General features: G+C 37.9%; 13 protein-coding genes. 11 read left to right on the forward strand and 2 right to left on the reverse strand.

Features of this window, described 5'->3' with window-relative positions:
- Positions 1 to 62: 62 nt before the first annotated feature.
- Both F0342_RS20090 and F0342_RS20095 read left to right on the forward strand, forming a co-directional pair.
- Positions 63 to 1,412, forward strand: coding sequence for a glucose-6-phosphate isomerase (locus F0342_RS20090; RefSeq protein ID WP_149157622.1), 1,350 nt, complete (start codon positions 63 to 65; stop codon positions 1,410 to 1,412).
- A 92-nt stretch (positions 1,413 to 1,504) separates the two neighbouring features.
- Positions 1,505 to 1,912 (forward strand): YugN-like family protein, encoded by a 408-nt coding sequence (locus F0342_RS20095; protein WP_149157623.1) that lies wholly within the window; start codon positions 1,505 to 1,507, stop codon positions 1,910 to 1,912.
- On the opposite strand, the gene F0342_RS20100 is transcribed toward F0342_RS20095, so the two are convergent.
- Together F0342_RS20100 and F0342_RS20105 are read right to left on the reverse strand one after the other, a co-directional pair.
- Positions 1,905 to 2,897: a potassium channel family protein gene (locus F0342_RS20100; RefSeq protein ID WP_149157624.1), complete on the reverse strand. Its 993-nt coding sequence runs from the start codon at positions 2,895 to 2,897 to the stop codon at positions 1,905 to 1,907. The genes F0342_RS20095 and F0342_RS20100 overlap by 8 nt on opposite strands.
- Before the next feature lie 52 nt (positions 2,898 to 2,949).
- Positions 2,950 to 3,501 (reverse strand): GNAT family N-acetyltransferase, encoded by a 552-nt coding sequence (locus tag F0342_RS20105; RefSeq protein ID WP_188048634.1) that lies wholly within the window; start codon positions 3,499 to 3,501, stop codon positions 2,950 to 2,952.
- Between the two features lie 437 nt (positions 3,502 to 3,938).
- Between F0342_RS20105 and F0342_RS20115 the strand changes: the two genes are divergently transcribed.
- The 9 genes from F0342_RS20115 (at position 3,939) to F0342_RS20155 (ending at position 17,806) form a co-directional block, all read left to right on the forward strand.
- Positions 3,939 to 4,907: a formylglycine-generating enzyme family protein gene (locus tag F0342_RS20115; RefSeq protein WP_149157627.1), complete on the forward strand. Its 969-nt coding sequence runs from the start codon at positions 3,939 to 3,941 to the stop codon at positions 4,905 to 4,907.
- Positions 4,908 to 5,086: 179 nt separating this feature from the next.
- Positions 5,087 to 6,055: a LacI family DNA-binding transcriptional regulator gene (locus F0342_RS20120; protein WP_223145737.1), complete on the forward strand. Its 969-nt coding sequence runs from the start codon at positions 5,087 to 5,089 to the stop codon at positions 6,053 to 6,055.
- A 442-nt stretch (positions 6,056 to 6,497) separates the two neighbouring features.
- Positions 6,498 to 7,871: an ABC transporter substrate-binding protein gene (locus F0342_RS20125; protein ID WP_149157629.1), complete on the forward strand. Its 1,374-nt coding sequence runs from the start codon at positions 6,498 to 6,500 to the stop codon at positions 7,869 to 7,871.
- 28 nt (positions 7,872 to 7,899) lie between these two features.
- Positions 7,900 to 10,836: an extracellular solute-binding protein gene (locus tag F0342_RS20130; protein WP_149157630.1), complete on the forward strand. Its 2,937-nt coding sequence runs from the start codon at positions 7,900 to 7,902 to the stop codon at positions 10,834 to 10,836.
- A complete protein-coding gene (locus tag F0342_RS20135) occupies positions 10,823 to 11,713 on the forward strand; it encodes a carbohydrate ABC transporter permease (RefSeq protein WP_262481830.1) in 891 nt (296 codons plus the stop codon). Before F0342_RS20130 ends, F0342_RS20135 begins: the two co-directional genes overlap by 14 nt.
- A 43-nt stretch (positions 11,714 to 11,756) precedes the next feature.
- Positions 11,757 to 12,632 (forward strand): carbohydrate ABC transporter permease, encoded by an 876-nt coding sequence (locus tag F0342_RS20140; protein ID WP_149157631.1) that lies wholly within the window; start codon positions 11,757 to 11,759, stop codon positions 12,630 to 12,632.
- A 17-nt stretch (positions 12,633 to 12,649) separates the two neighbouring features.
- Positions 12,650 to 14,671, forward strand: a complete 2,022-nt coding sequence (locus F0342_RS20145) for a YIP1 family protein (protein WP_149157632.1) — start codon at positions 12,650 to 12,652, stop codon at positions 14,669 to 14,671.
- Positions 14,664 to 16,943, forward strand: coding sequence for a DUF5696 domain-containing protein (locus F0342_RS20150; RefSeq protein ID WP_149157633.1), 2,280 nt, complete (start codon positions 14,664 to 14,666; stop codon positions 16,941 to 16,943). Before F0342_RS20145 ends, F0342_RS20150 begins: the two co-directional genes overlap by 8 nt.
- On the forward strand, positions 16,940 to 17,806 hold the full coding sequence (locus F0342_RS20155; protein WP_149157634.1) for a carbohydrate ABC transporter permease: 867 nt from the start codon (positions 16,940 to 16,942) through the stop codon (positions 17,804 to 17,806). Before F0342_RS20150 ends, F0342_RS20155 begins: the two co-directional genes overlap by 4 nt.
- Positions 17,807 to 17,814: the final 8 nt, after the last annotated feature.

Genomic DNA, 17,814 nt, shown 5'->3' on the forward strand with positions numbered 1-17,814 from the left:
GATTCTCGGGTCAGCTTTCGATAAAGTGAGATAGAAGAAAATATTTTAATCGGAGGATGGTTATGACACACATTCGTTTTGATTATTCAAAAGCGTTATCTTTTTTTGGAGAACACGAACTTACATACTTAAGTGATGCCGTTAAGGTTGCTCATCACTCGTTACATGAACAAACAGGTGCAGGAAACGAGTTCCTGGGATGGATCGACCTTCCTGTTGAGTACGATAAAGAAGAATTTTCCCGTATTCAGAAATCAGCGGAGAAAATTAAAAGTGATTCCGATGTGCTTCTTGTCATCGGGATTGGTGGATCTTACTTGGGTGCCCGTGCGGCGATTGAAATGCTGAACCACAGCTTTTACAATGCTCTTCCGAAAGAAAAGCGTTCCACTCCACAGGTCCTGTTTGTTGGACAAAACATCAGCTCCACATACATGAGAGACTTAATGGACCTTCTTGATGGAAAAGACTTCTCTATCAATGTGATTTCGAAGTCCGGTACTACGACTGAACCAGCAATAGCTTTCCGTATCTTCCGAAAAATGCTGGAAGAAAAGTACGGGGTGGAAGAGGCTCGCAAACGCATCTATGCCACAACGGATAAATCGAAGGGTGCCCTTAAAACATTGGCATCTGACGAAGGCTATGAAACATTCGTTGTTCCTGATGATATCGGCGGTCGCTATTCTGTTCTGACAGCAGTTGGACTGCTTCCGATTGCTGTAAGCGGAGTGGAAATCGAGACGATGATGAACGGCGCTGCTCAGGCCCGTGAGGATTTCAGCAAATCTGAGCTTACAGAGAATCCTGCTTATCAATATGCTGCGGTACGTAATGCGCTATATAATAAAGGAAAAACAATCGAAATGCTCATTAACTATGAGCCTGGTTTACAATACTTTTCTGAATGGTGGAAACAGCTGTTTGGAGAAAGTGAAGGGAAAGACCAAAAAGGAATTTATCCTTCTTCAGCTAACTTCTCAACAGATCTTCATTCTCTTGGACAATATGTTCAAGAAGGACGCCGTGACATTTTTGAAACAGTCATCAAGGTTTCAGAGCCACGTCATGAGCTGAAAATCGAGAAGGCTGACAGTGATTTGGACGGCTTAAACTATTTAGCTGGTGAAACGGTTGATTTTGTAAACAACAAAGCGTTTGAAGGGACACTGCTCGCCCATACAGATGGTGGCGTACCAAACCTGATAGTGGAAATCCCTGCGATGGATGCATACACATTCGGTTACCTGGTGTACTTCTTCGAGAAAGCATGTGCGATGAGTGGATATCTACTTGGTGTGAATCCATTTGATCAACCCGGAGTGGAAGCATACAAAGTAAATATGTTCGCCCTTCTTGGAAAACCAGGCTTTGAAGAGAAGAAAGCGGAGCTTGAAAAACGCCTTAAATAAGGAAAGAGCACTGAGGGAAATCTCAGTGCTCTTTTTACATTTTTCTTTCACTTTAGGAGAAACTATCCCTAAAAGAAAGGGGATGGATCCACGTGATTGAGCTTTCATCTAACATTGAAGGACAGCATTATCAACTGTATAAGCTTGAACAGCTATTAAAGCCGCTGGGATATTCGATAGGTGGCAATTGGGATTATGATCATGGCTATTTCGATTACAAAATTGATGATGAAGTGGGCTATCAGTATTTGAGAGTACCGTTTACGTCTGTTGACGGGCAATTGGATTCAAGGGGGGCAACCGTTGAATTCGGTAAGCCGTTCCTTCTCTCACATAAATACAAGCGTGGCTTGGACGATTACGCATCAACCGGAACATTCTCAGGCTCAGTCAATCAATTTTCCGAACCACAAGATCCTGATGCAAGCTTCCCGGAAGAATATATTGAAGTTGGTAAAGAACTTGTAAAAGAGCTGGAGAACGTTTTATTCTCTAGTTAGAGATCACAAGCAGTTCATCCGTTTCTTCAACCAAAGTCGTCAAAGGAGGATTCACAGTCGTGTTTTCTCCTTTTTTTATGCCTAAAAGGATAATATTGTTCTTTAAAAGATTTGTACTTAAAGAATGAAAGCTCTTATTGATGTGTTCTTCTGAAACAGGTATCAGCTTTAAATTGTTTCCTTTTAAATGATTCAATAATTTCAAGATGGTTTTAGACATCCCTTGAGAAATGATACTGTTCATCATCACATAGCTTGTTTGCATATTCGTTTGAATCACTTCATCGGCTCCTGCCCGCTCGGCATTGGCCACTTGATCCTTCTGGAGGATTTCAACGACCGTATATAAATCAGGGTGATTCCCTTTAATGGCAAGAAGAGTCAGGACAGAATTCATGTCTGCCGTTATCTCATCTTTATTTTGATCAGCGGTAATGATGGCGATCGATGCTTCATGGAGATTTACTTTTTTTAAAATGGCATCTCTAAAAGGGGTTCCCCTCACAAAGTGGATATGGTTATTATTGTATGGATTCCTTTGAAGGGTTTCATCGACCAAAATGATATCACATTGAGACTGCAGGGAAGTAAGTTGATTAATCACTTCCCGGGTCCGTTCATTCCACCCTACGACTACTATATGTTCCTTCCCCTTGAACGTTGCTTTGCCTTCCAAATACGCATTTTGTGTCATGACCGTTTCCGCTGCAAGCATGACAAAATAAGTAGAAAGAAAACCTGCACCTACTAAGATGAGAATTATGCCAATCAGTCTGCCTTCAAACGAAGTGGGAACAAAATCCCCATACCCCACAGTGGAAGTCGTAATAATTGCCCACCAGATCCCATCGAATAAGGAAGGGAAGGTATCGGGCTCGAGGAAATGAATAATCGTTCCAAAAGAGAGCATCAGTGTAATCGCAATCAAAAATATCCGAACAACTAAAGGCCAGCGCAAAAACCCCTGAAACATCAGCTGAACCATTCTACCAGCTCCTTTTCATCTGCACTGACCATTATTGCCTATTCAGGTTCTTCTAAAACTCAGAAAGCCATTCTTTCTTCAACAAACTGTACATATGCGCATCATATTTATGGTCATCTTGAAGAATATACTCTCGGAGTAACCCTTCTTGCCTGAAACCAAGCTTTTCAACCACCCTTGAAGAAGCTTTATTATATGGGACGATCACTGCCCCTACACGGTTCATTCCTTTATCTGCAAATAGGTAGCTGAGTAACGGGGAGAGTGCCTCACCCATGATTCCCTTACCCCAGTGATCAGGGCTAAGATCGTATCCGATTTCACAACGCTTATACGCTTTCGAAATGTTGTGGAACCCACATGTCCCGATCATTTTATTCGTATGCTTCTCCACGATGGCCCAGCGCATGGGGCCGCCTGTTTCAAGGTGCTTTTCATAGTTCTCAACCATACTAAAGGCTACTTCTTTTGAATCGATCGGACTCATACCAAAATAGCGGAGAACGTCGTCAGTAGTGTAAAGCTCATAAAGAAAATCAACATCTTTCATTGTGAGCTGTCTTAGTATTAATCTCTCGGTTTCTAAAACTGGATATTTATCCATTATTTTCAACCCCTTTTGTATATGAAAGTATATCATGGAAAAGGCTTATCGAGGGGAAGAAAAGTTTCATAATCTGGATCAATTTGGTCATATTCTACTGATACAATTTTTGCGAAAGGCTCTTTTCGTAAAGTTTGTTGCTTATTGTAGAGGGAGAAAGTAATAGTTGATTTCCGCTACAGGATGCTCGCTTTCCGTGGGGCTGGCGTGAGCCTCCTCGGCAGCGCCTCCGGGGTCTCACCTGTCCAGCTATTCCCGCAGGAGTCGAGCATCCTGCAGCGAGAATCAACTTTCTGAGCATGTATCCTTAATGGAAATCAGGATTTAGGAGTGTTGTAAAGAAGTTGCAAATGACCATAAGGGATGTTAATTTTTATAAAATAATATATCCTAAATAGGAAGATAATTGGACTTTTTGAAAAATGGAGGGGTGTCTCATGAAAATTGAAAATTGTTGTGCAGCATCGAGAGGTAAAAGGGGAGATAATACTGCTAATGTTAATGAAAGTATTTTAGCACCTAAGGGGGCAAGTCAGCTTCGACATGGTGAAGAGTTGATTAATCTTCCAGGTGGGAAATTTCTGATGGGAACTGATGAAAAAATTGGCTATCCAAATGATGGGGAGGGTCCACTTCGAACAGTATTTGTGAAACCTTTCGCCATTGATCGATATTCTGTGACGAACAGCCAATTTCAAGAATTTATTGATGAGACAGGCTATGTCACAGAAGCAGAACGTTTCGGCTGGTCTTTTGTATTCCACTTGCTTGTTTCAGAAAAGGTAAAAAAACGAGTAGTCAACTCTGTCAAAGAGACACCATGGTGGTTTGTTGTAGAAGGTGCTTATTGGAAACAGCCAGAAGGACCGGATTCTTCCATAGTTGATCGGATGGATCATCCTGTTATTCATGTTTCATGGAATGATGCACATGCTTATTGTCAATGGTCTGGAAAAAGGTTGCCTACAGAAGCAGAGTGGGAATATGCGGCACGAGGTGGTTTGATTAGTAAGAGATTTCCTTGGGGTGATGATCTCCTCTTGAATGGTGGGCATCAATGTAATATTTGGCAAGGTGAATTTCCAATCACCAATACTGCAGAAGATGGATACATATCTACAGCTCCCGTCCATACCTATTCACCGAATGGATTTGGCCTTTATAATGTATCTGGAAATGTGTGGGAGTGGTGCGGAGACTGGTTTACCAATAAACATCCGAAAGCTAAAGAAATGATCAACCCAAATGGACCTGATAAAGGGGTGGCTAAAATAATGAAAGGCGGATCTTACCTTTGTCATCAATCTTATTGTAATCGTTACCGAGTTGCAGCAAGGACGTCCAATACTCCTGATAGCTCAACTGGTAACATTGGGTTTAGATGTGCAGCAGATTTACAATCTTAATTAGATCTCCTATTACTTACTTATTAGTGCTTTATTATTAATTTTCAAACAATTTATAATATGATATTGTAATCATTTTCAATTTGAATTAGAATAAAATCATTGAAACGTTTCAAATGTGGAGATATAACAATCTTTGTTGTGAAATGTAACTTGACTGATTAAAAGGAATGAACGAATTGCCTACTTTAAAGGATGTAGCAAAAGAAGCGAACGTAAGTGTATCGACAGCATCGTATGCAATTAACGGCAGCTCACTTATAACTAAAGAAACCAGGGAAAAAGTCCTGATGGCTGCTAAAAAGATTGGATACCGCCCCAATGCAAGTGCAAAAAATTTAAAAAAAAATAAAAGTGAGATTATCGGCTTTTTCCTGAGTGGTTTTACAGGTCCCTTCTTTAACGAAATATTAGAGGGTGTACAGGATGTTGTCATCAAGAATGGATATGAGATGGTAGTATGTGCATCTAATAGTAAACATAGATTATTGGTTGAAAGCTATGTAGATGGGGCCATTATCTTGAATTTCCACGTGGATGATCATACGATTGATTTTCTTGCGAATGAGAAAATGCCTATTGTTGCATTAGATCGTGAAATGAATAACCCGCATATTAAAAATGTCTTATTGCAAAATAAAGTAGGTATTGAACTTGCAGTTAAACACCTTGTTGATAATGGACATCAAAGAATAGGCTTTATCGGCGGATCTTATGATTCATTCGATGGAGAAATGCGATTGGCGGGTTATAAAGAATCATTGAAAAAATATAACGTGCCGTTTAATGAAGAAGATGTCATTCGAGCCAGATTTACTGAAATTAGTAGTTTGCTCGTTATGGATGAATATATCAAAAAAAATGACATTTACCCTACTGCTTTTGTCTGTGCCAACGATGAAATGGCCATGGGTGCAATCAAGGCTTTACAGCAGAACGGTATTAGTGTTCCAAATGATGTTGCTATAGTAGGTTTTGATGATATTGCCCTGTCTAAACATTTTAATCCTCCTTTATCTACGGTGCGTATACAAAAAAAATTATGGGGTAAGACAGCTGCCGAAGTTTTGTTTAAAATGCTGGATAAGCAATATGATTTTGAACCTCCTGAAATCCCAATAGAATTCATTCACCGCTCATCAAGCTAAATGGCGGTGAATTTTTCCAATAACCTCTATCAAGGCATAGTGTACATTCTAGATTTAGAGATTTTTTTAGGTGGAATTGAAAACGCCTTCACTAATATTGGAGTTGCGTATATTCAAATCTATTAAATCTCGAGTATATCGCCTTGTGGAGGTTTTATATCGGCATTCTATTGAAACGATTCAATAGAATGGATGACCTTAGATAACATCCTGAATATTGTTAATTTTTTAGCGTAGTATTCTATTTCTTTATTGACAGCCACGAATGCCATAGATCTATCGAATGGAGGTGTTATTTTAATTCTTTCATGGCAATTTTCTGTTTAATAGAGACATAGTTTTAAATACTTAAGTGCCATTAGAATATAAACTGTTTTAAATTAGTAATAATTAGCCTTAGCTAATTGATGTACAGTAAAAAATTATTAAGGGGTGCAATTAGATGAAAAAGTTGATTCTATTACTAACAGTTTTATCTCTTTATTTAACATTAAGTGCCTGTACTTCAGATAAGTCTGCAAATGATAAGGATAAGAAAGATTCGGGGGACAAAGAGGAAGTCACGATTTCTGTTGCAAGTTGGAGATTGGGACCTGAGGAAGATAATAATCTTGAGAGACAGATGATAAAAGCATTTGAAGAAGAATATCCACATATCAATGTTGAAATTGATGAGTCGATTGCAGATCCATGGAATGACTCTTTAGCAACTGCTGCAAGTGCAGGTAAGCTACCGGATGTTTTTGAAATTTCAAGTATTCCAGTTTCATTGGCAAATGACTGGTTATACGATGTAAGTGATCTAGTAGAAGGAGATGAAGACTTCGATAAGATTTCTGAATCGGTAAGAGAAAGCCTTACTCATGATGATTCTGTCATTGCTCTTCCTTCTGGCCAACATTTCTTAGGTTACTATGTGAATAAAAGTCTTTACGATGAAGCCAACCTGAATGCACCAGAATATGGTATGACGATGGATGAATTTTCAAATTCTGTTCGAGATATTTCAGATATTAACAATGGGGTTATTGGATTAAATCAACCATTCTCTCTTGTTGAATGGTATCCTGTAGCAGCCAATGAAGATATGGGAATTTTCACGTTTAAAGATGGTCAAGTTAATTTGAATAGCAATGAGTTCATCAGTGGTGTGAACTTTGCTAATAGTCTTGTTTCTAATAATTATGTATTTACTTCATTAACAGATGATCAAAAATCAAGCTTTAATGGTAAGGATCCAGCTGAAGTTTGGGGACAAGGTGATTTAGGACTTAGATGGGATGGTACTTGGGCTGTAGATGCGATTAATGATTCATCTGACTTTGAGTGGGATTTCATTGGGATCCCTGGTGGGAAAACAATTGTTGTAAATGATTTTATGGGAATTTCTAAATCTACTGAATATCCAGAAGAAGCCTATTTATTTACTAAATTCATGACATTCGGCAAAGAAGGATTTATGAAACGATTAGAGATTGCTGATGAGAAAGACATCACATTAAGCTCGCTGCCAATTTCAACAGATCAAGAAATTCTTGATGAGTTTTTCTCAAGAATGGATGTACCTGGAGTACTTAAGGCGTATGAAAATATCGATGATGCAGTTGTTAACTTGCCAAAAATAGTTCCAGGATATACGGATGCACGTTGGGATGCCCCGACAGGAGTTTCAATCAGTGACGAGATACCAAATGCAACAATTGGTCAACTGATCGATGCAAGTGTAAAAGGAGAAGTGAAAATTGAAGATTACATTTCTCAAGTCAATGAAATGGCAAACAAAAAACTTCAAGAAGGATCAGATGCACTTAATTAAGTGATAACAGGTTGAGGGAGGTAATGATATGAAATGTAAGGCTTTGTTAGGGGCACTATTCCTACTTTTATTGTTACCGCACACGTCTATCCATGCTGCTGAGAATGAGGTTTTAAAAAAGTCGCCTGAACAATTAATAGAGCCTCATTATCGTCTTATCCTCAACGAATGGGAGAGAAATAATATTGATAGCACTGCTCAATTTGAGCGTGCTATCTCTCCCACTTCATTTGAAAATATAGATGAAGATCAGCTATTATCTGATTCAGAAAGCTATGGCTACGGTGATCGTGTAGTCTATTGGGATAATGATGAAACGGTAAGTTTAAAAGTGGAAGTTGATAAGGCAGGATTGTATGAAATAGGGTTTGATTATTTTCCGCTTGGTGATTTGCTAATGCCAATAGAAGGTGCTATCAAAGTTAATGGGGAATATCCATATTTCGAAAGTAGACGCATTGTTTTTCCGGTCAACTGGGAAAATGAAACCAAGAAATTTAGAACTGACAGACATGGAAATGAAATTATTCCAAATCAACAACCAATCAAAGAGTGGAACCATATAAAGGCAGCAGACACCAATCATTACTATTCAAGACCGCTCAAATTTTATTTAGAAGAAGGGGAAAACACACTTTCATTAACAAACTTGAGAGGGGAAATGCTTCTAGGGAAAGTGTCCATTACCTCACCGGAAGATGTACCTGATTATGAGGAATACATAGGTTCAACAGACGAAACAGCAGTTTCAGGTTTACAAACGTATGAAGCAGAACATCCGTTGAAAAAAAATAGCTCATATATCCGCCCTGTTGCCACAGATAAAGTATCAATTGTTCCATATGATTCAAAACGACTCCTTCTGAATTCTTTTGGAGGGGAATCGTGGAGTGAATCAGGACAAACCGTAACTTGGGAAATAAATGCCGAAGAAGAGGGATATCATCATCTTTCGTTTAAAGCATTTAACAATAAATCAACAAGAGCACCTGTTTTTCGCACACTATTGCTTAATGGATCTATACCCTTTAAAGAAGTGGAACACTATCGATTTAATAATAGTAAAAAATGGTATAATGAAACATTTAGCGATGAGAACGGAAACCCGTATTTGTTTTATTTAAAGAAAGGTAAAAACACACTTACTCTAAAGGCTGACGCATCACCTTTCGGGAGAACTATATTTACAATAGACGAAGTCATGAAAGGTATCGAAGATCTTTCTTTATCAATCCGAAAGCTAACTGGAAATCAACTTGATCAAAACCGGGATTGGAATATTAGTGAATACATTCCAGGGATTGAAGAGAAATTGAATAAATGGGCGGAATTATTGGAAAAAGAAAACGATTACCTTGAGGAAGTAAGTGGTGGGCAGGAATCGACAGAAAGTGTTTCTTTACAAATAAGTGCAGACAAATTAATTTCGTTATCTGAAAATTCAGACGAAATCCCGTACAGATTATCTGAATTATCAGAAGGATCCAACTCAGCTGCACAATTATTAGGAAAACTAATGATAGATTTACAGAAACAACCACTCCTATTAGATCGTTTCTATATTCATGGGGAGCAAGAACTTCCTGAGGTAAGTGCTGGTATCTTTGCTAAATTGAAGAATACTGTAACGAATTTTATTCAATCATTCTCAGGAGAAAATCTAGCAACAACAGAAGTAGAAGAGGGGACAATTGAAGTTTGGGTTAATAGACCCAGACAGTATGTAGATCTATTACAAAATATGCTTGATCAAAAGTTCACCCCAGAAACTGGAATCAAAGTAAAGCTCTCTCTGATGCCGGATGAGAGAAAGCTCATTTTAGCTAGTGCAGCGAATTCTCAGCCGGATTTAGCCCTTGGTATAAGTAACTGGCTCCCCTACGAGCTGGCCATTCGTGGAGCTGCTGTCGATTTAAGGCAATTTGAAGATTTTCCTGAAGTGGGACAACAGTTTTCCCCTGGGGCATTTCTTCCGCTTATTGTCGACGAAGAAATATATGCTTTACCGGAAACACAAGACTTCTTTGTTCAATATTACCGGAAAGACATATTAAATTCTCTGGACATACCAGTCCCTGATACATGGAATGACGTAGTAAATATCCTGCCTGAGCTTCAGCGGTATGGTATGAACTATTACACTCCTATCGCTGGTGCGGTTGCATTTAAGCCTTTTCAGGCAACAGCTCCGTATATTTACCAATTCGGTGGAGATTTATACAAAGAGGATGGAATCGGTACCCGGATCGATAGTGAAGAATCCCTGAGTGGCATTCAATTCATGACTGGATTAAATACGATTTATAGTACTCCGTTACAAGTACCGAATTTCTATAATCATTTCAGGTATTCAACATTACCAATCGGAATTGGTTCATTTAACGAATTTGTTCAGCTTACAGCTGCCGCTCCAGAAATTTCAGGATGGTGGGACATATCGCTTCATCCTGGAGTGAAACAAAAAGATGGGTCAGTGGACAGGTGGGCGACCGGTTCTGCTCAAGCATCCATGGTATTTGAAGGAGATCATAAGAACGAGGCTTGGCAAGTGTTGAAATGGTGGATGTCAGAAGAAACTCAAACAGAATTCGCGAGAAACTTACAAACTCAATATGGACCTGAATACATGTGGAATACGGCAAATCTAAATGCTTTCAGTCAATTACCATGGCCTGAAAACTTCAAAGAAACAATATTGGCACAATGGGAGTATTTAAGAGAAGTTCCGAAAACTCCTTATTCTTATATGGTAGAAAGAGAGATTAGTAATGTTTGGAATGAAGTAGTTTTTGATGGTGAGAATGCCCGATCAGCGGTAGATGATTCTGTTGTGACAATTGACCGTGAAATGCGGCGAAAATTAGAGGAATTCGGTTATATAGAAAATGGAAAAGTTGTAAAGCCTTATCGAATTCCAACCATTGAAAAGGTTGAAAGGTGGCTAGAATCCGATGATGAAAAATAAGCAGCATTTAAGTACTTCAATTTTTCTGGCGCCTTATATGATCATGTTTTTCACGTTTATTATTTTACCAGTTGTTGCAGCCGTTGCATTATCTTTTACGTACTTTAATGCAATTGAGATGCCAACCTTTATCGGGTTAGCCAACTATGTAAATGTGATTACGCAGGATGCTGTTTTCATGCAATATGTACTGCCTAATACTCTGACCTTTGCATTTATTGTAGGTCCTGGAGGATACGTCCTTTCATTCATTTTGGCTTGGATGCTGGCGCAAATTTCAAAAGTCCCGAGAACTATCCTTGCTTTAATTATTTATTCCCCTTCCATGACTGCTGGTGTTGCCATGGGGGTGGTTTGGAAAATCATCTTCAGTGGTGATGAAGTCGGCTACTTAAACAGTGTGTTAATCAGAATGGGAATCATATATGAACCCGTCCAATGGCTTCAGTCTCCGGAATTCTTAATGACGATCATGATTGTGGTAACACTCTGGGGAAGCATGGGTGTTGGTTTCTTGGCTATGTTATCCGGCGTCTTGAATATTAATAGAGAAATATATGAAGCGGGATATATTGACGGGATAAGCAATCGTTTACAAGAAATCATTTACATCACCATTCCATCCATGAAGCCTCAAATGCTATTTGGGGCGGTTATGGCTGTTGTTGGTACATTCCAGGCAGGAGCCATCGGTGTGGAATTATCTGGTGCAAATCCTACGCCGCAATATGCCGGGCAATTAATGGTAAATCATTTAGAAGATTTCGGATTTATTCGTTATGAGATGGGATATGCTGCGGCGATATCTGTATTATTATTACTGTTTATCTATCTTTTTGCAAAGGTAGCAAAGCAATTATTTGGCGAAAAAGACTAGGGTACTGTAATAATAATCTACTCTAAATTAGGATGTGGTAATTATGTCATCTTTTCATGGGACGAAAATGAATCCTGATCGATTTCATCGCAGTCAAATGAAGTTTTATATCGTTTTGATCCCTTTAGCAGTATTTATGATAATGCCAATCGTATATATCATTTCACATGCTTTTAAACCAATTGATGAGTTATTCGCATATCCGCCTAGGTTTTTTGTGGATAAACCGACAGTGCAAAACTTTTATGATCTCTTTACTAATACAAATGCAACTGGCGTACCGATAACCAGATACTTGTTTAATAGTATAACCATTACACTGGTTGTCGTATTTCTCACAGTTTTGATCAGCACCATGGCTGGATATGTGCTGTCAAAGAAAAGGTTTAAGTTAAAGAAAACGATTTTTGAAATCAATACCCTTGCCTTAATGTTTGTGCCTGCTGCGGTTGGGATTCCACGCTATTTATTGATCGAAGAGATAGGCTTGCTGGATAGCTTTTTTGCTCATATTTTTCCATTACTTGCAATGCCGGTAGGTCTGTTTTTAGTGAAACAATTTATTGATCAAATTCCAAACGAAATGATTGAAGCGGCTCAAATGGACGGCGCATCAGATTATAGAATATTTACTTCTATTATTATACCTTTAGTAAAACCTGCAATTGCAACGATTGCTATTCTCTCTTTCCAAATGGTGTGGAACAATGCGGAAACATCCGTATTATATGTTAATGATGAAAATCTGAAAACATTTGCCTTCTACATGTCAACATTAGCCGGAGAATCAGGCAACACTGTAGCCGGCCAGGGAATGGCAGCGGCAGCCTCATTAATTATGTTCATTCCCAACTTGATTATTTTCATTTTCTTACAAAGTAAAGTTATGAATACAATGGCGCATTCAGGCATTAAGTAACGTAAGGGGGAAGGGAAATGAGGAAAACGTTCATCATCTTGTTTTGCCTTTGGGTATCAGGATTGTTTCCCATACATTCCTCTGCTTCCGTTTCTGTTCCATATAAGACAGAAACTTTATCGGCTGATGGAAATGTTATCGAAACTCAAACAGCGTATGTTCCCATTGGGATATTTGAAAATGAAATAGAAATGGCAACCCCGGAGCATATTTTTATCGATGATAATAACGATATTTATATTGCTGATTCGGGTACAAAATCAGTAACAAAATTTGATGAAAATGGAAATGTAAAGCTTATCTTTGGAGAAGGGATATTAAAGCAGCCGTTAGGTGTATTTGTTGATCAAGCAAATGATGTTTATGTTGCCGATTATTCTGCTGAAAAGGTGTTCCGATTTTCTGAAGAAGGGAAACTGATTCAAGAATATGAAAGACCGGATTCTCCATTATTTGGAGAAAAATCACCCTATAAACCTCAAAAAATTTCTGTCGATCCCAGGGGGAATCTTTATATAATCGGGGAAGGTTCTACGAATGGTATCATTCAGTTGAACAAGGCTGGAGAATTTTTAGGGTTTTACGGTGTTAATACATCCAGGCCGACAATCATGACTTTTCTGCAAGATATGATAACAACCCAAAGACAAAAAGCGAGCTTATTTATGAAAGTACCACCGGCACCGACCAACATAGCACTTGACAAACAAGGGCTGGTTCATACCGTTACTTCTGGCACGGACTGGGAAGTTATTCGGAAATTAAATATCGCAGGATCCAATATGCTACCTACTGACATATCTTCAACGAAAAATTTAGTAGATATTGCGATTGGTCCTATTGGAAACATTTATACGGTTGGCTTAGATGGGAAAATATACGAATATGATCGATTTGGTAATCTGCTTTTTGTTTTTGGGGGCAGAGACGATGGACTTAATCGTAATGGCCTTTTCATGCAGCCAACAAGTATAGAGGTAGATACTATGGGGAGAATTTTTGTCGCCGACCGTGAAAAAGGAACGGTCCAAATCTTTGAACCTACTGACTTTACCGCAATTCTGCATAAAGGACTCTCTTTATATGCAGAAGGTTTTTATATTGAAAGTCAAAAAAACTGGAAAGAAATTCTCAATCTGAATTCATCTTTTGGTCTGGCTCATACTGCGATGGGTCAAGCTTATTTTAAACAACAGCAATATAATAATGCTTTAAATGAATTTAAGCTGGCGAATAATAAAATCGGATATTCAGACGCATTTTGGGAGATACGCCAAAAATGGATGCAGGATCATTTAAGCACAGTAATGGCTATCCTATTAAGTCTATTCATTTTATGGGTAGCAGTCAGGTATATGGATAGAAAGAAGAAGATACTAGAGCCGCTTAGGGAATGGTTCAGTAAGGTGAAAAACATCAAACTTATAGGACAGTTATTGTTTTTACTTAGGTTTCTTAAGCATCCGATCGATAGTTTTTATTATCTGCCAAAAAAAGAGAAAGTATCTGTATTGTCAGCTACCATATTGTATATCATTCTATTTGTCGAATATTTGATCGTTTTATATTGTACTGGATTTTTATTCTCATATAAAAGTGTTGAGGATATTAACATATTCTTGGAAGCAGCGACTTTGTTCATTCCAATCATTCTATTTATTGTCGCAAACTACTTAGTTAGTACAATTACGGATGGTTCCGGAAGATTTCGAGATATTTATATAGGTACCATTTATTCATTGGCACCCATTCTACTATTTATAGTACCCATTACGATCGTATCTAACATCTTAACGATAAATGAGTCATTTATCTTTACTTTCTCTATGCAAATTATTATTGTGTGGTCAATTATTATCTTGTTCATCATGATTCAAGAAATACATGATTATAAGTTTGTTGAAACGATCCGTAATATTTTAGTGACATTTTTTGCGATGCTCATCATGTTACTGGTATTTTTTGTCATTTATGTCTTGCTCGATCAAGTTTATGAATTCGTATTAACGATCATTCAGGAGGTGATTCTTCGTGTATAAGAAATGGGCCATTCTTCTTATCGTTTTGTTTTTTCCTATTCAGGTAATTGCAACATCTTCTTCTAAAGAGGAACCAGAAACGGAAGTATCAGAGGTACAAGAAGAGCTTTCTAAGCAAACTTTACGTTTTTCCTCCAATCAATTTACACAGCCTGAAAAAGAAAGTAAGTCAATAGAAGTTGATACCGCAATGGCTAACTTTGAACAAGTTGCAGAAAATGACACATTAGAACTTTATGTCAACCGCGATTCACTTGCCCTGAAAATCATTGATAAAAGAACAGGTTATATATGGAATTCTGGATTAGCAGAAAATCGGGAATATAAGCTGAATGACAAATGGCGAGATATGGCGAACTCTGCAGTAACCATTACTTATATAGATGATAAAAATAAAGAGCGTGACGAAAATGTTTTCTCAAAAGAAACGACTACTGAATTAAACGTTGAAGAAAATGGATTTTCAGCAGTGATTGACTTTAAGAAAGCGGATATCGCACTCCGGTTAGAGGTTGAACTGGATGGAGATGATTTAGTGGTTCATATCCCTGAAAGTGAAATTGTAGAAGGTGAAAATGGAAAACTTGTATCATTGCGTCTATATCCTTTTCTAGGGGCAGTACAAGGAAATGAAATCAACGGATATATGTTTATCCCGGATGGAAGTGGAGCCTTAATTAGATTTGATGAAAACTCAAGGTCTAATTCACCTTACAAGGCATCGGTTTATGGGAACGATGAAGGATTTACAAGGTCAGTTGAAGACAAGATGGATACTCAGGACCAGATTAGTCCTCCTCATAAAATAACGATGCCGGTGTATGGTATCGTACATGAAGCTAAAAAAAATGGGCTGTTTACTGTATTAGAGAATGGAAGTGAATATAGTGAACTCATAGCGTACCCATCGGGTGTATCGACGAACTTTAACTGGATCACTTCAGATTATCATTATCGATATCAATATTTTCAACCAACTAGCCGGAGCATGAGTGGCTACAACACATATCAGAAGGATCGGAATCAGTTTGATATCAAGGAAAGAACCACTTTTTTAGTCAAGGAAGATGCCGACTATGTCGGAATGGCTAAGTCCTATCAACATTACTTGGTGGAGTCTGGTAAACTCTCTCAAAGAAATGATGAAGTGGATGTTCGTTTAGAGTTTTTAGGCGGGGAAGTTAAAGAAGGGCTATTATGGGACTCAGTATTAAAGATGACCGGTATAAGTGACCTTCCAAAGTATGTTCGTCAACTTCAACAACAAAATGTTGAAAACATGCATATTGTCTATCGTGGCTGGACGGCCGGGGGATTAACAGGTACACTTCCTGAAAAATTCCCTATTGAAAAGGAATTAGGAAGTAAAGCCGATTTTAAAGACACTATTCTTGAATTTAAAAAGAAGGATATCCCCCTTTACTTCTATACTGATTATACAAAGGCTTATGAAGGAGCGGGCGGTTTTTCGGGAAGCACTGATGTAGCCAGGAAAAAAAATGGGGAAACAATGAAGTTTTCTACTTTTGACCGAAACTATTTTTATTTAAGTCCGAAAGATTCACTAGAATTGGCGCAGAAAGAAATTGATGATTATAAAGAAAACAGCATTTCAAATTTAGCATTGGACACGAGTACCAATGTCCTGTTTTCAGATTTTAATTCAGACAAATCTGCTACTCGTCCAGAAATGGTGGATTTTTACACAAACATGCATGAATTGCTTAATAAAGAGGTGGGATCTCTATCCTTATATCAACCGAATGATTATTTGTGGTCAGAGATGGAGCGTTACTTGGATATTCCCATGTATTCTTCGAACTACAGCTTTGTAACTGATACCGTACCATTTATTCAAATCGTGCTAAAAGGATATATACCATACTATGCTCCATTTTCAAATTTTCAATTTAATAGAGATGAAGAAGTGCTTAGAATGGTTGAATATGGTGCCAATCCATCATTTTATTTAACGACTCATTCTTCTCAATTATTGATGAACACTCCTTCGAAAGACTTGTATACTTCTGAATTTGATAAATGGGAAGATGAAATTGTAAGACAATACGCTATTGTTCAAGAAAGTTTGGGACAAGTTGAGGGTGCTACGATAAATAGTCGGATTATACATGAAACAGGTGTTGTGGAAGTATCTTATTCAAATGGTAAATCAATTATTGTCAATTATACAAACGAACCTTATGTGATCGATGGTATAGAGGTTAAGGCCAAATGGTTCAAGGTAATAAACAAGGGGGATCACTCTTTATGAAACCACTTTCTATGAAAACCAAAAAGAGTTTGATTGGTTATGCATTTATTTCACCTTGGATTTTGGGATTTGCTGTTCTTACAGCATTCCCAGTATTTTATTCTCTATTTCTAAGTTTTCAGAAGGTAAAAGTGACAACTGATGGAATTCAGACAGAAAACGTGAATTTTGACAACTTTTCATATGCGTTTGCAGTGGACACTCTTTTTACCCAAAAGATACTGACATTCTTAGAAGAATTGGTCCTATCTGTCCCCATCATCATCGTATTTTCAATTATCATTGCCTTGCTGCTGAACATGCCAATCAAATTTAAAGGGTTTTTCAGAACCATTTTTTTCCTTCCGGTGATCATTGCAAGTGGACCAGTCATGAAGGAATTAATGGAGCAGGGAGTAACGTCGATTCCATCGATCGAACAATATGCAATTTTTGAAATGATCATGTCCGGTACTGAGGGTTTTTTGAATGATTTGATCATTTATTTAATGGATAATTTGATTTTCATCCTTTGGTTTTCGGGGGTACAAATACTAATATTTTTAGCTGGTTTACAAAAGGTAGATCACCAAATATATGAAGCTGCAAAGATCGATGGTGCATCGACTTGGGAACTTTTTTGGAAAGTAACTCTCCCAAGCTTAACGCCAATGGTTATTGTGAATACAATTTATACCATCGTTATGTATTCAATCTTTGCATTGAATCCTGTTATTGAACATATTCAAATCAATATGTTTGAAATTAAAACGGGTCTTGGTTATGCATCTGCACTATCATGGATCTATTTTCTGATCATTGCCATTGTTTTAGGTATCAGTGTCGGATTACTTACATTGAGAGTCAATAAAAAGTATGGATAAAGGGTGGT

Source organism: Bacillus sp. CH30_1T (genome assembly GCF_008364765.1).
Taxonomy (GTDB): Bacteria; Bacillota; Bacilli; order Bacillales; family Bacillaceae_B; genus Rossellomorea.

What these genes read in the sequence shown, in the direction of transcription:
- F0342_RS20115 (WP_149157627.1), top strand. Translation starts at nt 3,939, where the DNA reads ATGAAAATTGAAAATTGTTGTGCAGCATCGAGAGGTAAAAGGGGAGAT.
- F0342_RS20140 (WP_149157631.1), top strand. Translation starts at nt 11,757, where the DNA reads ATGTCATCTTTTCATGGGACGAAAATGAATCCTGATCGATTTCATCGC.
- F0342_RS20130 (WP_149157630.1), top strand. Translation starts at nt 7,900, where the DNA reads ATGAAATGTAAGGCTTTGTTAGGGGCACTATTCCTACTTTTATTGTTA.
- F0342_RS20105 (WP_188048634.1), bottom strand. Translation starts at nt 3,501, where the DNA reads ATGGATAAATATCCAGTTTTAGAAACCGAGAGATTAATACTAAGACAG.
- F0342_RS20100 (WP_149157624.1), bottom strand. Translation starts at nt 2,897, where the DNA reads ATGGTTCAGCTGATGTTTCAGGGGTTTTTGCGCTGGCCTTTAGTTGTT.
- F0342_RS20145 (WP_149157632.1), top strand. Translation starts at nt 12,650, where the DNA reads ATGAGGAAAACGTTCATCATCTTGTTTTGCCTTTGGGTATCAGGATTG.
- F0342_RS20155 (WP_149157634.1), top strand. Translation starts at nt 16,940, where the DNA reads ATGAAACCACTTTCTATGAAAACCAAAAAGAGTTTGATTGGTTATGCA.
- F0342_RS20135 (WP_262481830.1), top strand. Translation starts at nt 10,823, where the DNA reads ATGATGAAAAATAAGCAGCATTTAAGTACTTCAATTTTTCTGGCGCCT.
- F0342_RS20125 (WP_149157629.1), top strand. Translation starts at nt 6,498, where the DNA reads ATGAAAAAGTTGATTCTATTACTAACAGTTTTATCTCTTTATTTAACA.
- F0342_RS20090 (WP_149157622.1), top strand. Translation starts at nt 63, where the DNA reads ATGACACACATTCGTTTTGATTATTCAAAAGCGTTATCTTTTTTTGGA.